The 19541-nt window shown below is 43.0% G+C and carries 10 protein-coding genes and 1 pseudogene; 5 read left to right on the forward strand and 6 right to left on the reverse strand.

Annotated features, from left to right (window positions below; all coding sequences use genetic code 11):
• Positions 1 to 111: 111 nt before the first annotated feature.
• Positions 112 to 321, forward strand: coding sequence for a hypothetical protein (locus tag BSCG_RS30000; protein ID WP_008770429.1), 210 nt, complete (start codon positions 112 to 114; stop codon positions 319 to 321).
• Here BSCG_RS30000 and BSCG_RS13995 read toward each other — a convergent pair.
• Entirely contained in the window at positions 318 to 899 is a 582-nt protein-coding gene (locus BSCG_RS13995) for a DUF3109 family protein (protein ID WP_004315408.1), read from the reverse strand. The genes BSCG_RS30000 and BSCG_RS13995 overlap by 4 nt on opposite strands.
• A 66-nt stretch (positions 900 to 965) precedes the next feature.
• Positions 966 to 2480: a 2,3-bisphosphoglycerate-independent phosphoglycerate mutase gene (gene gpmI / locus BSCG_RS13990; RefSeq protein ID WP_008776056.1), complete on the reverse strand. Its 1515-nt coding sequence runs from the start codon at positions 2478 to 2480 to the stop codon at positions 966 to 968.
• A 172-nt stretch (positions 2481 to 2652) separates the two neighbouring features.
• Here gpmI and BSCG_RS13985 point away from each other — a divergent pair, with 172 nt between their 5' ends.
• Both BSCG_RS13985 and BSCG_RS13980 read left to right on the forward strand, forming a co-directional pair.
• Entirely contained in the window at positions 2653 to 5103 is a 2451-nt protein-coding gene (locus BSCG_RS13985) for a TlpA family protein disulfide reductase (RefSeq protein WP_008776057.1), read from the forward strand.
• Positions 5104 to 5333: 230 nt separating this feature from the next.
• Positions 5334 to 6263 (forward strand): magnesium transporter CorA family protein, encoded by a 930-nt coding sequence (locus BSCG_RS13980; RefSeq protein WP_008776058.1) that lies wholly within the window; start codon positions 5334 to 5336, stop codon positions 6261 to 6263.
• Between the two features lie 127 nt (positions 6264 to 6390).
• Here the strand turns inward: BSCG_RS13980 and BSCG_RS13975 are convergent.
• The 4 genes and pseudogenes from BSCG_RS13975 to BSCG_RS13960 form a co-directional block, all read right to left on the reverse strand.
• Positions 6391 to 7933: pseudogene (locus BSCG_RS13975) on the reverse strand (DUF5723 family protein).
• 180 nt (positions 7934 to 8113) lie between these two features.
• Positions 8114 to 8716: a ribonuclease HII gene (locus tag BSCG_RS13970; protein WP_004298244.1), complete on the reverse strand. Its 603-nt coding sequence runs from the start codon at positions 8714 to 8716 to the stop codon at positions 8114 to 8116.
• A gap of 90 nt (positions 8717 to 8806) precedes the next feature.
• On the reverse strand, positions 8807 to 11011 hold the full coding sequence (locus BSCG_RS13965) for a sodium-translocating pyrophosphatase (RefSeq protein WP_008776060.1): 2205 nt from the start codon (positions 11009 to 11011) through the stop codon (positions 8807 to 8809).
• A 476-nt stretch (positions 11012 to 11487) separates the two neighbouring features.
• On the reverse strand, positions 11488 to 14316 hold the full coding sequence (locus BSCG_RS13960; protein ID WP_032849528.1) for a two-component regulator propeller domain-containing protein: 2829 nt from the start codon (positions 14314 to 14316) through the stop codon (positions 11488 to 11490).
• Positions 14317 to 14558: 242 nt separating this feature from the next.
• On the opposite strand from BSCG_RS13960, the gene BSCG_RS13955 reads away from it, so the two are divergent.
• Both BSCG_RS13955 and BSCG_RS13950 read left to right on the forward strand, forming a co-directional pair.
• Complete coding sequence (locus tag BSCG_RS13955) at positions 14559 to 16928, forward strand: TonB-dependent receptor (RefSeq protein ID WP_032849529.1); 2370 nt, start codon at positions 14559 to 14561, stop codon at positions 16926 to 16928.
• Positions 16929 to 17010: 82 nt separating this feature from the next.
• Entirely contained in the window at positions 17011 to 19200 is a 2190-nt protein-coding gene (locus BSCG_RS13950; RefSeq protein WP_008776064.1) for an alpha-galactosidase, read from the forward strand.
• The last annotated feature ends 341 nt before the right edge of the window (positions 19201 to 19541 follow it).

The following is a 19541-nucleotide window of genomic DNA, read 5'->3' on the forward strand; positions in this document are numbered from 1 at the left end:
GGGCTTTCATGTTCGAATCGTTCAACCGCCCATCTCTTAATAAAACCTAACAGCAGAAACGTTTTCCATACAAAATCACTATCTTGCATAAAAAGCAAAGAAAACATAACTATGAAAATGAAAACTACTGCCCCCAATCCGTTATTTGCAAAGATCAGGTTGTTTCTTATTGTACTGACTTCCTGCGTGATCGCGACTTGTATCTTCTTGATTATTATCCATCCGGAAGCATGGATTATGCCGGCATGCGGAATCATAATCGCATTGTGCATTTTGCTTTATCAGCTATATTGCATACGCAAGAACCGGAAGAGAATTTAAATATATTGTTGCTTTTTCAGCTCTTCAGCAACAGTAACCAGCTCTTTGTACCATTCTTCACCGAACTTACGGATTAAAGGCTCTTTCAAAAACTGATATACGGGAAGATTCTCTTTTTTCCCCAGCAAAACTGCTGCTTTGCATACATCCCAACGATTATAATTCACCGCTTTATAGGGCCCGTAATCGCCGATCCGGATAGGATAAAGATGACAGGACACCGGTTTATAGAAGTCTGTTTTCCCCTCCCGATAAGCCTTCTCAATAGCACAGTAGCAACAGCCTTTTTCATCGTAGCAGGTAAACACACAGTCTTTATTATTAACAATAGAAGTCACCAGATCACCTTCCTCATCCGTATATACTACTCCTTGCTTTTCAATCACCGCACGTGCTTCCGGAGCCAGTTCATCCCAAATAACCGGCAAAACCTCTTCCAACTCCATCACCTCGTCCAGCTCTACCGGAGCACCGGCATCACCTTCAATGCAACAGGCCCCCTTACAAGCGCCCAAATCGCAAAGGAACTTCTCCTGAAATACATCAAGAGACACTACTACATCACCTATTTGTATCATTTTAAACCTTATGTGAGACAAAAAGGGCGGAGTTCTACTCCGCCCTCCCAATTATAGAAATCTAAATTACTTAATCAAAACGTTTCCGTCCATTTCTGCCGGAACTTCCAGTCCCATAATCTTTAAAATAGTCGGAGCAACATCTGCCAAACGACCATCTTCTACTTTCGCAGCCTTATTCTCTGTCACGTAAACACAAGGAACAGGATTCAAAGAGTGAGCAGTGTTCGGAGTACCGTCTTCGTTCAAAGCATGGTCAGCATTACCATGATCGGCAATGATAATTGCTTCGTAATCTTGTGCTTTAGCGGCTTCGATTACATCTTTCACGCAAGCATCTACAGCAATAACAGCTTTCTCGATTGCTTCATAAATACCGGTATGACCTACCATGTCACCATTAGCGAAGTTCACTACGATGAAATCATATTTGTTCTCGTTGATGGCAGCCACCAATTTGTCTTTTACTTCGAAAGCACTCATTTCCGGCTTCAAGTCGTAAGTAGCCACTTTGGGAGAAGGAACAAGGATACGATCTTCTTTATCAAACGGAGTTTCACGTCCACCATTGAAGAAGAATGTTACGTGCGCATACTTTTCTGTTTCAGCGATATGAAGTTGGCTCAAGCCTTTAGAAGCAAGATATTCGCCTAATGTATTAGATACATTATCTTTGTCGAACAGGATATGAACGCCCTTGAAAGAAGCATCGTACGGAGTCATACAGTAATATTGCAGCCCTGGGATGGTGTGCATACCTGCTTCCGGCATATCTTGTTGAGTCAATACAACAGTCAACTCTTTGGCACGGTCATTACGGTAATTGAAGAAGATAACTACATCACCTTCTTTGATTGTTCCGTCGCAGTTGGCATTCACAATCGGTTTGATGAATTCATCTGTAACACCTGCATTATAAGACTCCTGCATAGCCTGAACCATATCGGTAGCTTTCTCACCTATGCCGTTTACAAGCAGGTCATAAGCTTCTTTTACACGTTCCCAACGTTTGTCACGGTCCATAGCGTAATAACGGCCGATGATAGAAGCAATCTTGCCTGCTGATTTCTCACAGTGTGCAGAAAGTTCTTCGATAAAGCCTTTACCACTCTTCGGGTCAGTGTCACGACCATCCATGAAGCAATGGATAAATGTATTGTCAATATTATATTCTTTAGCGATATCGCAAAGTTTGAAGAGATGAACGAGTGAGCTGTGTACGCCACCGTTAGAAGTCAGCCCCATAAAGTGAACACTCTTTCCGTTTTCTTTTGCATAAGAGAAAGCAGAAACGACTTCAGGATTTTTCAGGATGCTATTGTCAGCACATGCACGATTGATTTTTACCAAATCCTGATAAACTACGCGTCCGGCACCGATATTCAAGTGACCTACTTCCGAGTTACCCATCTGCCCGTCGGGCAAACCTACGTTTTCACCGCTTGCCTGAAGTTGAGAGTGAGGATAAGTAGTCATCAGATAATCCCAGTAAGGAGTGGGAGTGTTGAAGATTACGTCATCTTTCTTTTGGTCACCTAATCCCCAACCATCGAGGATCATTAAAAGGGCTTTCTTACTCATAATATTTCAATATTTAAATTATCACTCTGATTTTCGGGCGCAAAGGTACAAAAAAGATGGTTACGTAAACGTTTAATCTATGTTAAGTTACAGGGCAGAAGTGCACCAGGCTATGAATATTTTTCTTACTTTGTAAAATTACTTTCAATATGTTGATCGAAAAACTATTATTATGAAAACAACTTTATTTTGTATCTTACTTTTGTTATCGGGTATAGTATCCGCACAAACAATCGACCATCCTCCTTTCAAAGCCCGATCAGGAAGTATTTCCAACATCACCCGCATAGAGCGCACTCCCGAGAACACAAGAGTATATATTCATGCTATCTTCCGCCCGCACTGGTGGATCATGGAGGATGGAGATACCTATCTGGAAGATGCCGCAACCGGCAAGAAATATCTGTTCAAAAGTGCTGAAGGTATCGAACTCAAAAAAGAAGTCTATATGCCGGATTCAGGAACAATGGATTATGTGCTGGTTTTCGAGCCGTTACCGTCAGAAACACAGACCATTCATTTTCTCAATCCTACTGATCCCGAAGGCAATATTTATGACATATCGCTAGTCCTGCAAAAGAAGAAAGATTCTTCTCCACTAGCCACCATCAAATGCAATTGGTTCAAGACAGACGGTTCCGGTTCATGGGAATATGGAGTTTACGACTCCATCAGCATTCTGAATAACCGGATATACATCAATGAAAATATCCGAAAAAAGGGAAAGCGGATTGAAATGACTTTAAAAGATAGAGAGAGTCAGGAGGAAATGACTTTATCATTCACCCCGCAAAAAGACGGCACGTGTAAGATTCAGCAGAAAGGAGCGGAAGAATTAGTGTACAGCAAGGAGAGAACTCCGATTACACAGGTTGCTGCAGAACCTGATTTTAAGCAATTCTTCCGCCAGGATTCAACTTATCTGCAAGGGTATATAAACGGATACGATCCTCGTTTAGGATTTGACACCGGTCTTATTTATCTGTCAAATGAACTGACCCGTGAAGATTATCCGACCGTCATCCAGATAGCCCCGAACGGTAGTTTTAGCTGTCGATTTATCATTAATCATCCGATAGAATCATCGGTAGTACTAGGACACAACTGGATTCCATTCTATATTGAACCCGGACAAACTCTCACCATGTATATCGACTGGGAAGCTGTAATGGCACGCAGCCGTGCACGCGATCATTACTTCCCTATCAGGAACACAGCATATATGGGTCCATCCGCCTCTCTCTCCTACCTGCTGAAAGACTTTGATAACCTGATAACCTATCGCTATGAGGACTTATCGAAATCACAAAAGACATTAACTCCCGACCAATACAAGGAGCACATGAAGCCTATCATTGCACAATGGAAACAGGTTGCAGACTCTGTAAGCCAAATCTATCAGCCCTCTCTCAAGGCAGTTCATCTGATAAAGAACAAGGTAGATTTGCAAGCCGGAAGTATGCTTTTTGATTTCTTGATGAGCAGAGATTATTACGCAAAGCAAGATAGCACCAATCAGGCGCTGAAAGTAAAGGAAGACGATTCCTATTACAGTTTCTTGAAAGATATGCCACTCAATGATGTAACCGTACTTGCAAACACAAACGCAAGTACATTTATCAACCGTTTCGAATATATGGACCTGTTCCGGAAAGCATATTCCGACCAGTCTTTTTCTCCATCAGACAGCATTGATTATACTTATCCGAAGAAACCTCTATTGACTTTCCTTAAAGAAAAAGGTGTGAAACTAAATAAGGAGCAGGAAGCAATAAGACTTAGACAGGAGAAGTTGGCCGGAACTACTGCCAAAATTATAATGAGGCAGTTAATTGCAGAGAACGAGAAGATGGCATCGCTCTATGAAAAAGAACAAAAACTCATACAAGAATATGTGGCATTATATTCCGAGAAAAAGGAAGAATCCCAGCAGGATAAGGATAAAATCTTTATAAAAATGAACCAGAAATATGATTTCAAGAAAGATTCCATCATTGCACAATTATATCCTACTCCCAACCCTTTGCTCTGGCAAATAGCCAAAGTGCGGAGCCTTAATTTTAATTTAGGAAATATCAAAGACAGCCAAATAGCTCATGAATATGTGGATAGCATCAAACAAATATTCACCGAACCGTTTCTCGCATCAGAAGCTGAACGAGTGCTGGAAAAGACACACCCGAAAGATAGGGCAAGATCTTATCAGTTGCCTGATGGAAAAGCGACTGAAGTATTCCGCAACATCATAAAGAATCATTCAGGTAAGGTTCTGTTTGTCGATTTCTGGGCAACGACTTGTGGCCCTTGTCGTGCAGGAATAGAGGCAACTGCCGATTTACGCAAAAAATATAAAGATCATCCGGAGTTTCAATTCATCTATATCACAAGTCAGAAAGATTCGCCCGAGAAAGACTACAAAAAATATATAGAGAAGAATCTAAAAGGAGAAGCCTGTTATTATGTTTCGGAGGCAGAGTTCAATTATCTGCGTCAACTATTCCAGTTCAATGGTATTCCACACTATGAACTTGTTGAAAAAGATGGCAGCATATCCAAAGAGCGTTTAAGCAGTTACAATATCAGGAAATATCTGGATAATCATTTCGAAGGAAAAGCAGAATAGGATCGGAGCCTCTAAATAAAGGGCACAAATAAAAGAATATCAAAAAAAGCGATACAAAGGGCGGAACCCTCTTCATTTTTCCGTACCTTTGCATCGCTTTTAAATTAAAATCATAGAAATATGGACGATTCAAACCCGCGAACGTGCACAACTAGTATTAATTAAAGCGAACAGAGTCATTGAAACCTGATGCCTCTGCTCGTGTAAAACAAACGAAAGGAGGCAATAAGATGAGAACGTATCTTTATTGTGAAGCCGGCTTTGTGGAAAAAGCTCAATGGCTTCCTAACAGCTGGGTAAATGTAGTATGCCCAAATAATGATGACTTTGAATTTCTAACTCAAACTCTCAACGTACCCGAATCATTTCTTAATGACATAGCCGATACGGACGAACGTCCGCGTACGGATACGGAAGGTAACTGGTTATTGACCATTCTTCGTATCCCTGTGCAGAACAAGCAGAACGGCAGCCTGCCCTTCGACACTGTACCGATTGGAATAATCACCAATAACGAGATTATTGTGTCCGTCTGTTATCACAACACCGATTTGCTACCGGATTTCATAGAGCATACCCGTCGAAAAGGGATTGTTGTACGCAACAAGCTGGATCTGATTTTTCGGATCATCTATTCTTCTGCCGTATGGTTCCTGAAATACCTAAAGCAGATAAACATAGACATCAGCGCCGCAGAAAAGGAACTGGAACGAAGCATCCGCAACGAGGACCTGCTCCGGCTGATGAGACTGCAGAAAACATTGGTCTACTTCAATACTTCCATCCGTGGAAATGAAGTAATGATAGGAAAATTAAGGACTATTTTCCAGGATACGGATTATCTGGACACTGAACTAGTGGAAGATGTGATTATCGAATTGAAACAGGCACTTAACACGGTGAATATTTACAGTGACATTCTCACGGGAACGATGGATGCTTTTGCCTCCATTATCTCCAATAACGTGAATACAATCATGAAACGCATGACAAGTCTGTCCATCGTCCTGATGCTCCCGACATTGATTGCCAGTTTCTATGGTATGAATGTGGATATTCATCTGGAAGAGGTACCCTTTGCTTTCTCTTTGATCGTACTATTTTCCATCGGATTGTCAACTCTTGCGTTTGTGATATTCCGGAAGATAAAATGGTTCTAATACAAAAAACAGCTTACCATCTGTGATCCTTTAGAGGATTCTAAGACGGTAAGCTGTAAATTATACGTTTTTTATTCTATAGAGAATTAATTAAAAGAGAATGTTTAGAGAGAGAAATTAAAATATCTTATCCTTCTTTACTTGCTTTTCTTCCGCCCAACGGAATAGAAACTCCAACGAATCCATTCACAGAGTTAGAGTTCTTGCCTAAGAACATATAGTCAGTTCCGACAAACAGAGGACCTAATTTCAGACCCAGACCGAAAGATTTACCGGCTGACTGGATAGCTGAGTAACTAAGTGCTACATTGAACCAGCTTTTCGGACGGTAGTTTGCAGAGAATGTTAATTCTGTAAGAGCATCAGGCTGTACAAAACGAGTGGTTGACAATACACCCACTGCTAATTTGTTATTGAAGAATCCATATTCTGCACCTAATACTAGGGTAGAAGCAAGACGAGATTTACGAGATTCTTTAGCATCGCTTACTTCGAGTTGCAACATGTCATAGTCAAGTACATCACCATTTGTTACACGGTCCATATATCCTTGAGCGTCATTCTGCAACTGATTTACAGCGTTCATAACAGTATTCGGATTATTCGGATCAACCATATTTGCATAGGTACTTCCTTTAATATCAATCGGATCCGGATTAGCAGATGCAATCTTTGTACTTGATTTTGACCAAGAGATAAAACCTAAGTCAAGAACAGAAGCAGATACAGTCAGATTATCCAATATTTTATAAGAAGCTCCTAAATCGATACCAAAACCGTACCCAGCTATACCCAATTTACCGCTATCGAAATCAAAGTCAGTTACATAATCTTTACCCTCTTCTTCTTGCAATTCCAAGCCTTTGAAAGAACTTTTCAGTTCGGCACCAACAGTCAAGTTTGCATGATAGTTATTAAACTTATCCTTTAATTCTTGTGCTGCCTGTGCTGCCTGTGAAGGGGTCATAGAATTCCAATAGCTCTCACTTGACCACTGATTTATTTGTTGATCACTAGGTAAATTAGCGCTCATTGCAACTCTATTAAGTTTCAACTCCATGTTACCAATACCCAATAAAGCTTTCACTCTAGCACCAACTGTCAAACGGCTATTAATCTGACGTGAAAGTCCTAAACCAATTTCAGTATAAGCATTAATGTTCAATTGCTGACCACTAATATCATAGTTACTATTTCTCCAGTTTTCTTCAACTGTTTCCATCTCATTCAAGAAGGTAAACATATTCTTTGTCAGGTTAGCACCGATATCTGTACGAAGACCGATATTGAATGACCAAAAGTTTTTTCCTTTATACCATCCTGCAGAAAGAATTTCTGTACTGAAGTTCACATTCAAATTTATTATTATCTTTCAGACGATTCATGAAATCCGGTTTGGTGTAGAAATCATCGCCATCATCAATAATATCAATGATATCCTGATAGCCTAACGAAGTAGAACCAACCGTTGCATTAACAGCACCGATCACTGAAAGGTTAAAGTAACCTTTAGTCGGTGTTAAAGCCGGATTCAGTTGTTGACGATAGTGAGTACCTTCCATGAAATAGGAAGTACGTAAAAACTGTGCATTTGCAGAAAGAGTGCAAACCAACATAATAAAAAATACCCCAATGAGCTTAGAAGACCATAATAGCTTGTTCGTTGCCATGATTTTAAACTTTTTAATTCTTATTATTGTTCGCAAAGATATAGCATTTCAATAACAAATAAAAGCACTAGGCAACACTTTTTTAGCCTAAACGGAACAATTTCACGGTTATCCGTAACAAAATCGTGCTTATTCTGCAAAAAAATGTAGAAAATGTGTGTAAAATGAAACAAAGCGACTTTAGAAGCTCAAAGTCAACTGGCCATCTCCCAACAGATTGAACGTCATGCGATGGTAAGGAGTAGTGCCACGTTCGGCAATGGCGGCACGATGTTTTTTAGTTGGATAACCTTTATTGTGGTCCCAGTCATAATATGGAAATTCTTCGTGAAGACGGTTCATATAATCGTCTCGATATGTTTTGGCTAAAATTGAAGCTGCTGCTATCGAAAGATATTTCCCGTCTCCTTTCACTACTGTAGTATGGGGAACACCGGGGTATTTAGTGAAACGATTACCATCGATCAGTAAATGTTGGGGACGGGTGGTCAACTGATCCACTGCACGATGCATCGCCAGAAAAGAAGCCCGCAGGATATTTATTTCATCAATTTCTTCCGGTGACACAATGCCAACCGCCCAAGCAATCGCTTCTTTCTCTATTACCTCGCGTAATGCATAACGTTGCTTTTCCGTCAGTTGTTTGGAATCATTCAACAGTTCATTTTTAAAATCTTTCGGAAGAATAACTGCAGCAGCATAAACCGCTCCCGCCAAACATCCACGACCGGCCTCATCACATCCGGCTTCAATCAGATTCTCGTTCAAATAAGGTAATAACATATTTATCGCTTCTATTTTGATACAAAGGTAATTCAAATTAAAAAAGGAGACTTGTATTGTCTCCTTTTTCTTACTTTCCCTTCTGCTTTTTTAGAATAAACTCCAGGCCACAGTAAGTCCTGCCATCACAATGGCCACCATACTCATAAGTTTTATCAAAATATTCAAACTCGGACCGGAGGTATCTTTAAACGGATCACCTACTGTATCTCCTACTACGGTTGCTTTATGCACTTCACCGCCTTTTCCACCAAAGTTACCTTCTTCCACATATTTCTTTGCGTTATCCCATGCACCTCCGGCGTTAGCCATAAAGATAGCTAATACGAAACCACTGCTCAAACCACCAATCAGTAGGCCGAGTACGCCGGGAACGCCAAAGATAAATCCTGTAAGAATCGGAGCAATAATAGCAATCAAGGAAGGAATAACCATCTCACGCTGCGCACCCTTTGTCGATATTTCAACACAACGTTCGTAATCCGGCTCGGCTTCTCCAGTCAGAATACCCTTTATGTCACGGAACTGGCGACGCACTTCGTCAACCATGTGACCTGCCGCACGTCCTACTGCATTCATTGTCAAACCACAAAACAGGAAAGCCATCATTGAACCGAGGAACATGCCCGAAAGTACTTTTGGATTCATCAAGTGTACTTCGTAATAATCCATGAAGTCGATAAAAGTGGCATTTGCTACGTTGATAGAACTTCCATCTGCAAAAGTCAGATCTACATTACCAAGACGTGTCAGACCGATTCGGATTTCTTCAATATAAGAAGCCAGCAAAGCCAGACCTGTCAGCGCAGCGGAACCGATTGCAAAACCTTTTCCCGTGGCGGCAGTTGTGTTACCCAATGAATCGAGCGCATCAGTACGTTTGCGAACTTCAGCACCCAGACCGGACATTTCCGCATTACCTCCCGCATTATCCGCAATCGGACCGTAAGCATCCGTTGCCAATGTGATACCTAAGGTAGAAAGCATACCAACAGCTGCAATACCGATGCCATACAATCCCATGCCTACATTACCGAAATCACCTGCGGAAGCCAACAGATAGGAGGCAATGATACCAATCACTACTGCAACTACAGGAATAGCTGTAGAAAGCATACCCAAACCAATACCGGAAATAATGACGGTAGCAGGACCAGTCTTACCGCTTTCACTTAGTTTCTGGGTAGGACGATAAGATTGAGAAGTATAATATTCCGTAGAACGTCCGATGATAATACCTACTACCAGTCCGACTACTACGGCACAAGAAATCCAAATCCAGTTATCTAGTTGCAAGAGCCACAGGATTAAGAATGTAGCTGCAACAATAAGCACGGAACTAAGGTTCGTACCGAAAGCCAATGAACCGAGCAAGTCTTTCATGGTCGCATTCTCTTTAGTACGGACAGCGAATATCCCTATAATAGAAAGGATAATACCAACAGCTGCAATCAACATCGGAGCAATAACTGCCTTGAATTGCATCACTGTATCTGCCGAATGGATAAAAGCAGCAGCACCCAGTGCAGCTGTTGCCAGAATCGAGCCACAGTAAGATTCATATAAATCGGCTCCCATACCGGCCACGTCACCTACATTGTCACCTACATTATCAGCAATAGTAGCAGGATTACGAGGGTCATCTTCCGGAATTCCGGCTTCTACTTTACCTACCAAGTCGGCTCCAACATCGGCTGCCTTCGTATAGATACCACCACCTACACGGGCAAAGAGTGCTTGCGTAGAAGCACCCATACCGAAAGTCAGCATGGTAGTAGTAATCACACAGAGTTTATGAGTAGGTGTCAGCGCATCAGCAGGAATCACTGCATTCAACAACAGATACCAGAAAGATATATCGAGCAATCCCAGGCCAACTACAACTAATCCCATCACCGCGCCGCTTCGGAAAGCAATCCTCAACCCTGCATTCAGAGAATTACGGGCGGCATTAGCGGTACGAGCCGACGCATAAGTCGCCGTCTTCATCCCTAAAAATCCGGAAAGCCCGGAGAAAAATCCGCCTGTAAGAAAAGCAATGGGAACCCATGCGTTCTGTACATGAAAGCCATAGGCCATAATTGAAAACAAAATAACCAATCCCAAGAATACCCAACCTACTATTTTGTATTGCTGTTTCAGATAAGACATAGCTCCTTTGCGCACAGCAGCAGCTATCTTTATCATTTGGGGTGTACCTTCGCTCTCTTTCATCATTTGCTTATGAAAGTAATAAGCAAAGCAGAGGGCTAACACGGAAGCGACTGGAACCAGCCAGAAAAGAATGTTGTCCATAGGATCAATTTTTAAAGGGTTTACGGAGGCTAAAAGTATGGAAATCAAATGAAATAAGCAAGTAAAAAAGAAAGAATTTATAAAGCTGAATTATTCTATCTTTTAATCTCTTTAAACAAAATGGGCACACTGTAGTTATTTACTTCATTCCCTCATTTCTATACGGAAATGAACTAATTTCGAGCTTGTGCAGATTTATTTTTGATACCTAATGGGGTTATGGCTAATGATACATGAATTTATTCGTCTGACAGCTGTTTCTTTTTCGTCTGACAATTGTCAGACGAAAGAACAACAATTGCCAGACGAAAGTTCAACAACTGTCAGACGAATAAATCTATATATGATGAATATTAAATCATCGCATATTACCAATTAAATCTTAGAAGAACTAAGATTAGTTCATTCCAGTACCGAAAGGAGCTAAAACCTGTTCACCACCCCATGATAAAATAACGAATAATAGCCCATAGTTACTAACCCTCTGCCATTCTCTGCTTATTTTGTTGGGCAAACTCTGTAGGAGTAACTCCGAATTGCTTCTGAAATATCTTTGCGAAGTAAGAAGGCGACTGGAAACCTACTCTGTCAGAGATTTCGTTGATGCGCAATTCTCCCTCCTGCAATAGTTCTGCCGCACGTTTTAATCGGATGATACGGATAAAGTCGAGTGAAGAAAGATCGGTCAGCGCCTTAATCTTACGATGCAGGCTGGAGCGGGACATATTCATGGCTGCAGCCAATGCTTCTACATTATAATTGGCGTCGGAAAGATTCTCACGCACTTTGGCTATCAGTTGGGACATCAGTTGTTCATCAGCCCGTGACATCGCACCCCCTTGCGGAGTACAAGCTCCGTAAGTGATCTGATTAATAAACATCTCATGCGTACGATGGGATTCACGCTCACGCGCCAGTTCTGCCAATAATTGCTGCTCACGGATCTTTTGTACTTCCCGGCGGCGATAGGCGCGAAGAGTCAAGACAAAGCTGCCGGACACTACAATGATATAGATAAGGTAAGCCCACACTGTACGCCACCAAGGTGGAAGAATACGCACTGATAAAGTAGCTTCTTCCTGATTCCAGACACCATTATTATTACTGCCCCGCACACGGAACAGGTAGTCTCCCGGCGGGAGCTGGGCATAAGACGCTGTATGCACATCAGATGTATAATTCCAGTCATTATCTATCCCTTCCATTTTGTAGGCATAGCGATTTGCACCCGGTGAGGTATAACTTAAAGCTACAAAATCAAAGCTGACGTTAGAACGGTAAGGCAGTTGCACACCATCTGCCGTGAAAGGAGTTTCACGTCCCTGCACGTACATTTCGGTGATATAGACTGGAGGCACAAAAGTATTCGGATGGACAATTTGCGGATTAAAAGAGACCAGCCCATTGATAGTTCCCATCCAAATAGTACCATCAGAGGCAGCCAAGGCCGATTTATAGTTAAACTGGTTATCAGGTAACCCGTCATTTCGGTTGAAAACTTGCAGGCTGTCTGTTTCCGGATAAAGACAAACCAGTCCACGGTCTGTTCCGAACCAGATACGATGTTGCCAGTCTTCCACGACTTTATATGTTACGTTGTCCGGAAGCCCGTCCGCTTTGGTGTATGTCCTGAATCTTCCGGTTTCGGGGTTAAAACGCAACAATCCACCCCGGTCTGTAGAAAACCAGATAAAGCCTTTACTATCCTCCGAAATACCTGTCACTTCATTCGTTCCGATAGAAGTGCTGTCCCCCGGTATACATTTATAGCTGACCATCTGATCTGTCTGCGGATGATACCGGAATATTCCACTACCCATCGTTGCCACCCATATATTGCCGGATTTATCTTCGAGAATATCACGCATATAAGCATACCCGAATTGCTCCATTTTCTCAAAAGTCTGTCCTTTGTCGGCCGAACGGAAGATGTTCCAGCCATCACCCAACCAGATTGCTCCCCCACGATCGCGGTAAAGGGCAAACACGGAACCTTCACTGATACCAAGTTGTGCGGGATAGAACGTCTGAACCTGATCTTGAGGAACAATCAGGTCGATGCCCCCTTTAAAGTAACCTGCGCCAACCAAATCATCCGAAGCGAACAGGCTTAATACATTCTGACGGTCAGGCGACTGGGGAATTTTAGTGAAAGTCTGTGTTCCCGGATTCCAGTAGCAAACACCGCCATCCTGTGTACTAACCCACACCACTCCGTCTTTTCCTTCCGCCAATTCACTGATGCGTCGTCCGCTGACTGTACCGGGCGCTCCCGGAAGATAAACCGAAAAATCGAGCGTACGTACAGGCAGATAGCTGGCTCCTCCAAATTGCGTACAGATCCAGGTTCCCCCTTCACGATCACGATAAATCTTATCGACGATAGCATCTCCAAGCCCATACTTCCCTCCGGCATCGGCAGGAATATGTTGCACACTGTTGTGTTTCTCATTAATCACATAAACGCCATTCTGCGTACCCACCCACAGCTCGTCTCCGAAGCAAACAGCGTAGCGGATAATTTTTCGATGTACTTTGGGCGCAGGGAATATACTCACTTCTCCAGTCTTTTTATTGAACCGTTTCAGTTCCTCTTCATGCACTCCGACAATCAGTTCATCGCCATAATCGCACAGAGTAAAGATGAAATCCCCTTTAAGGGCTTCTGTTGCATAGGGCACAAACTTATCCTGCTCCGGACTGTAACGGTAAATTCCCGCTCCATACGTACCCACCCAGACCGTACCTTCTTTATCTACACAGATAGACTGCGGAAAGTCCTTGCTTTTATCCTTACTGGGACAGGGAATATAGCGGAACAGTTTACCCGTCTCCACCTGATAGCGGAAAACTCCCTGATTCGGTGCATTCACCCAGATATTTCCTGAATGATCTGCCAGAATATCTTCAATCCAGTTGTATCTGATTTGCTCTCCGCTCTCTGTGCGGGCATCAAAGAACGAAAACTTCCCAGTAGCAAGCTCCTGAATATAAACACCATCATCCGTACCTACCCATAATTGACGGTGATTATCCTCAAAAAGAGCGGATATGACCTGATTGCCATGCTGCAAAGTTTCGTCATAGCAGTTATAAAGCTTCATCGACACGCCGTCATAACGATTAAGACCGTTGCGCGTACCCAGCCAGATAAAACCGTAACTATCTTGAATAATGGACTTGACATGACTGTTCGAAAGACCGCTTCCTCCATCTACACGGATAAAGTTATACTGTCCCGTCGCGGCAAAATCCGGAAGGAAAAAACAAATAGAAAGGAGAAAAAGCAGCAATTTCCTTTTCATACACAGATATTAGATAGCGACAAATATAGTTTTTTTTACGCTAAATGCATAGGAAGGATGAAACATTTGTTGCACGGATGGCAATAAATGTCGCACTGCAAAGGGCTATCGCACACTTGAAACATCTCTTGCACATCTTGACAAAAAAGAGTATAGCCACTTGTTTCTCCTCCTCCTATCTTTGCCTTCGTCAAAATGACACAACCGATGTGAACTTCCAAATCTTTAAATGAATACAAGTGATGAAAAAAGTAACCTTTAGTTGCCTTACTCTAGCAACCCTGTTGCAACTGATTCCTTCCAACGGGAATGCAGCGAACATTCAGGTGAACAAGAAAAAGACGAACCGAACCGAAATGAAGCAGGATACGATTCCTGCCAACTCTACTAAAAAAGAATCAGAAGAAGGCGAACGCAATGTGATGCTGAATGCTTCTGACGCCAACAAACCCCGCGAAATTCAAATCGGACTTCCCAGCGAGGACGTTAATGTCTATGAGAATGGACTTCCTGCCGTATATTCCTCTACCGTTCACAAACTTGCCGCTCATTGGCGTAGCGACAGCAGCCTGGGAGAAGTAGGACTTTTATCTCCTTCCGAATCGGCCATCACGACCGGTAATATTGCTTACTCCGTCAACTCATTCAGCAAACTGGGACAAAAGGATTTCCAAGGTATATTAAACTACCGCACCAATCATTTCGGTATGCAGAACTTCGACTTCAATGTTTCAGGAGCCATCAATGACCAATGGCTTTACACGGCAAGCATTTACCAGAACTTCGACCCGGGAAGTTTCGACCTGGAATTTACGAACTATGCAGACCGCACAGAGATTTATCATGCCGGCCTGACCCGTCTCTTCAACAACGGACGCGGCAAAATATCTTTGCTCTACAAACACTCCCGCAGTGAAAATCCGGCCAGCTATGCCAATGCAGCTCCTTTTATCTATGTCGGCGACGGCTCGGTCAAAGAGATAGACGGTTTCAAACTGGGAACAAATTCTTATGTTCCGCAGAACGGTTCTTTCCCATACATGGACGTAAGAGACGGAAAGATGAAAACATGGAACTTGGGCAATGGTTCTGAAAACCGTGCCAATGAGATTGCATTGATCTCCGATTATCGTTTCAGGAACGATCTGCTATGGAAATTCAATCTGAAATATATGGATGCTCCACGTGCCAACTATGTCGACTTCGGAGGCAGCACCATCAGCGAAGTAACCGCCAACGATGGTTTTACGTTATCAAACGGTGATCCGTATGAGGGACTGGCAGAAGGTCACCGCACCTGGTTGCACGTAGGCAAAGTGAAAAACTTCCTAATCACTTCCGAGCTAAACAAGACCTTTGGCAACCATGATCTGCGTCTGGGAGTGAACGAATGGTATTACCATCTTGATTATTATTCCTCTTCTCTGCAATGGATGGCCACCGTACAGAACTATCCACAGTTGCTGACTTCCACAACTACAAGTTCCCTGGACCCCACCCTGACCGGTCAGCGCGTACAGACATACGGGTACAACGAACTTAGTCCCGAATATACAAAGGGATATGAAAATAAACTCGCCCTTTACTTTACAGACAACTGGCAAGTAACTCCCCAATTCAATATCTATTATGGCGGACGCCTGGAATATTACCGGATGAGTGCCGATCAAATATCCGCTTCCCGTTTCCCGGGTTTCCGCATCGGCGACTTTACCACTTATAGCAAAGAGGAAGAAACAGGAAATATCATTGCCACACAACGCAGCATTCATCCCGCCAAAGTGGTAAAGGATAAACTGAACTATGCCGCCACGCTCCGCGCCGCTTACAACGTAACCGGGCAATTCGGCCTGACTGCCGACGGAACAGTAGCCACCCGCTTCCCACGTATCAACGAATATGCCGGAACAGGTCCTACGGAAGAGCAATACAAACGTGTCACCATACCGTTAATCCGTGGCGGTTTGTTCTACAAGAACAAGTGGATCAACCTCACCTCTATGGTTACCTATATCTCTAAATCTAATAATATTGACCAGCAAAACCTGACGAAACCGGGAACGGAAGAAGGAAAGACCGTATTGCTTATTTATAATATCAAAACACTGGGATGGACCACATCTGCCGAAATCGACCCGTTCAAAGGTTTTCACCTGCACGCTCTGTTCACGTATCAGAAACCTGTTTACAAGAACTATAACGCAAGCGTCACATTCAACGATGGTTCGGAAATGTCTGTCAACGCCAATGGGATGATTGTAAAAGAGATTCCGCAGATTCTTGTCGAACTCGACCCAAGCTATAATATCACGAAGGACTTACGCCTTTGGCTTAGTTTCCGCTATTTCGGCAAGACTTACGCCAATCTCCAGGAAGCCCTCTATTTCAACGGTCGCTGGGAAACTTTCGGGGGGATCAACTGGAATGTAAACAAGCATCTTTCTTTAGGGGCAACAGTCATCAACTTCCTGAATCAGAAGGGGGCCAGCGGAACCATCAACGGTTCGGAACTGATTACCAAAGAAGAAGCTGCCCAGTATGCCGGCAACTATATGAGTGGAAATTATTTACGCCCATTTACCGTAGAATTTAGCGCAAGCATTAAATTCTAGTTCATTCCTGACGAATTATAATTATCTTTGCGGCATTCTATGCCCACAAACTAACTAATACCTAATTAATTATTAAAAAACCATGAAGAAACTTTTCGTATTACTTATGGCATTGTTTACCCTGGCGCAAGTGGACGCCCAGGAAAAGAACGTTATCCGCATCGCAACGGACAACACAGACTTAATTCTCCAAGTAGCTCCTAACGGACGACTCTATCAGGCTTATCTGGGCGATAAGTTACTGAACGAGAAAGACATCAACAACTTTTCTCCTTACGTAAAAGGAGGAAGTGACGGTAGCGTATCCACCCGCGGATGGGAAGTATATCCGGGCTCCGGCGCCGAAGATTATTTTGAACCGGCTGTAGCTATCACGCACAATGACGGGAACCCGAGTACGATTCTCCGCTATATATCCTCCGAGCAGAAGGCAGTGGCGGGCGGAACGGAAACGATTATTCAACTAAAAGATAATCAGTATCCGGTAGAAGTCACACTGCATTACATCGCTTATCCGAAAGAAAACGTCATCAAGACGTGGAGCGAAATCAAACATGCTGAAAAGAAGCCTGTGACCTTATGGCGTTATGCTTCCACCATGCTTTATTTCTCCGGAAACGAATATTACCTGACAGAATTCAGTAGCGATTGGGCAAAAGAAGCACAAATGAGCACACAACCTCTGTTGTTCGGTAAAAAGGTGATCGACACCAAACTGGGAAGCCGTGCTGCCATGCACACCCACCCGTTCTTTGAGCTTGGTTTTGAACAACCGGCACAGGAAGCGCAGGGACGTGCCATGCTAGGTACTATCGGATGGACAGGAAACTTCCAGTTCACTTTCGAAGTGGACAACGTAGGTAACCTCCGTGTAATCCCCGCCATCAATCCTTATGCATCTGATTATGAACTGAAGCCGAATGAAGTGTTTACAACTCCTGAATTCATCTTTACTTTCAGCAACAACGGTACGGGCGAAGCCAGCCGCAACCTTCACGCATGGGCACGCAACTATCAGCTGAAAGACGGACAAGGCGACCGTATGACTTTATTAAACAACTGGGAAAATACTTACTTCAAATTCAATGAGGAACTGCTTGCCGAACTGATGAAGGAAGCTAAACATCTTGGTGTAGATATGTTCCTGCTGGATGACGGCTGGTTTGGCAACAAGCACCCACGCAACAGTGACAATGCCGGACTGGGTGACTGGGAAGTGATGAGATCCAAACTGCCGGGCGGTATTCCTGCCCTTGTACAGTCTGCCAAAGAAGCCGGAGTGAAATTTGGTATCTGGATTGAACCGGAAATGGTTAACCCTAAAAGTGAGTTGTTCGAAAAACATCCCGACTGGGCTATCCAACTGCCTAACCGCGAAACATATTATTACCGTAATCAGCTGGTACTCGATCTTAGCAATCCGAAAGTACAGGACTTTGTATATGGTGTAGTGGATAAGATCCTGACAGAGAATCCGGAAGTGGCTTTCTTTAAATGGGACTGTAACTCTCCAATTACAAATGTTTATTCTCCATATTTAAAAAATAAACAGGGACAGCTTTATATCGACCATGTACGTGGTATATACAATGTATTGAAACGTATCAAAGACAAATATCCAAACGTGCCAATGATGCTCTGCTCCGGCGGTGGCGCCCGTTGCGACTACGAAGCTCTGAAATATTACACAGAATTCTGGTGCAGCGACAACACAGACCCGATAGAACGTCTGTTTATCCAGTGGGGATTCTCACAAATCTTCCCGGCAAAAGCCATGTGTGCACACGTAACCAGCTGGAACAAGAACACAAGCGTGAAGTTCCGTACGGATGTGGCAAGTATGTGCAAACTGGGCTTTGACCTTGGACTGAAGGAACTGAATGCAGACGAACAGACTTACTGCCAGAATGCAGTTGCCAACTGGACGCGTCTGAAAAAAGTGATTCTGGACGGCGATCAATACAGATTGGTTTCTCCCTACGATGGCAATCACATGTCTCTCATGTATGCCTCACCGGATAAGAACAAAGCTGTGCTTTATACCTACGATATCCACCCACGTTTCGGTGAGAAACTGCTCCCGGTAAAACTTCAGGGACTGGATGCGAAGAAAATGTATAAGGTGAAAGAAATCAACCTGATGCCGAATTCCAAATCGAATCTGGCTGCCAATGAGAAAACTTATTCAGGAGATTATCTGATGAAAGTGGGAATCAATGCTTTCACAACAAATCAGGCTTTCAGCCGCGTAATTGAGCTGACTGCTGAATAAAAAGGAAGGAAATAATCGATAAAAAAGGGGGATTCGCTGTTATCAGCGTTTCCCCTTTCTTTTTACATACAATAATATTCAATTCATCTTCAATCGCAACAGCTGTTTCAATGGTTACAACTATTCTATTAGACGGAGGAAGTCTCTAAAAAAGTTGCAGCTACACCGTAACTTTTTACGATATAGCTGCATTAATGTTAAAGAGAGAGAATTTATATAATATAAGCATGGTCTCACGACCCTCCTGATATTCAATGAACATTTTGTTTCTTTACCTATTAGACGCACGAAAGCTCAAATCACTGCACTCGAGGCCCTCTTTTTTTAGTTAAAGAATAAAA

Origin of the sequence: Bacteroides sp. 2_2_4, from assembly GCF_000157055.1 — a bacterium.
GTDB classification, from domain to species: Bacteria; Bacteroidota; Bacteroidia; order Bacteroidales; family Bacteroidaceae; genus Bacteroides; species Bacteroides ovatus.

What these genes read in the sequence shown, in the direction of transcription:
- BSCG_RS30000 (WP_008770429.1), top strand. Translation starts at nt 112, where the DNA reads ATGAAAATGAAAACTACTGCCCCCAATCCGTTATTTGCAAAGATCAGG.
- BSCG_RS13995 (WP_004315408.1), bottom strand. Translation starts at nt 899, where the DNA reads ATGATACAAATAGGTGATGTAGTAGTGTCTCTTGATGTATTTCAGGAG.
- gpmI (WP_008776056.1), bottom strand. Translation starts at nt 2,480, where the DNA reads ATGAGTAAGAAAGCCCTTTTAATGATCCTCGATGGTTGGGGATTAGGT.
- BSCG_RS13985 (WP_008776057.1), top strand. Translation starts at nt 2,653, where the DNA reads ATGAAAACAACTTTATTTTGTATCTTACTTTTGTTATCGGGTATAGTA.
- BSCG_RS13980 (WP_008776058.1), top strand. Translation starts at nt 5,334, where the DNA reads ATGAGAACGTATCTTTATTGTGAAGCCGGCTTTGTGGAAAAAGCTCAA.
- BSCG_RS13970 (WP_004298244.1), bottom strand. Translation starts at nt 8,716, where the DNA reads ATGTTATTACCTTATTTGAACGAGAATCTGATTGAAGCCGGATGTGAT.
- BSCG_RS13965 (WP_008776060.1), bottom strand. Translation starts at nt 11,011, where the DNA reads ATGGACAACATTCTTTTCTGGCTGGTTCCAGTCGCTTCCGTGTTAGCC.
- BSCG_RS13960 (WP_032849528.1), bottom strand. Translation starts at nt 14,316, where the DNA reads ATGAAAAGGAAATTGCTGCTTTTTCTCCTTTCTATTTGTTTTTTCCTT.
- BSCG_RS13955 (WP_032849529.1), top strand. Translation starts at nt 14,559, where the DNA reads ATGAAAAAAGTAACCTTTAGTTGCCTTACTCTAGCAACCCTGTTGCAA.
- BSCG_RS13950 (WP_008776064.1), top strand. Translation starts at nt 17,011, where the DNA reads ATGAAGAAACTTTTCGTATTACTTATGGCATTGTTTACCCTGGCGCAA.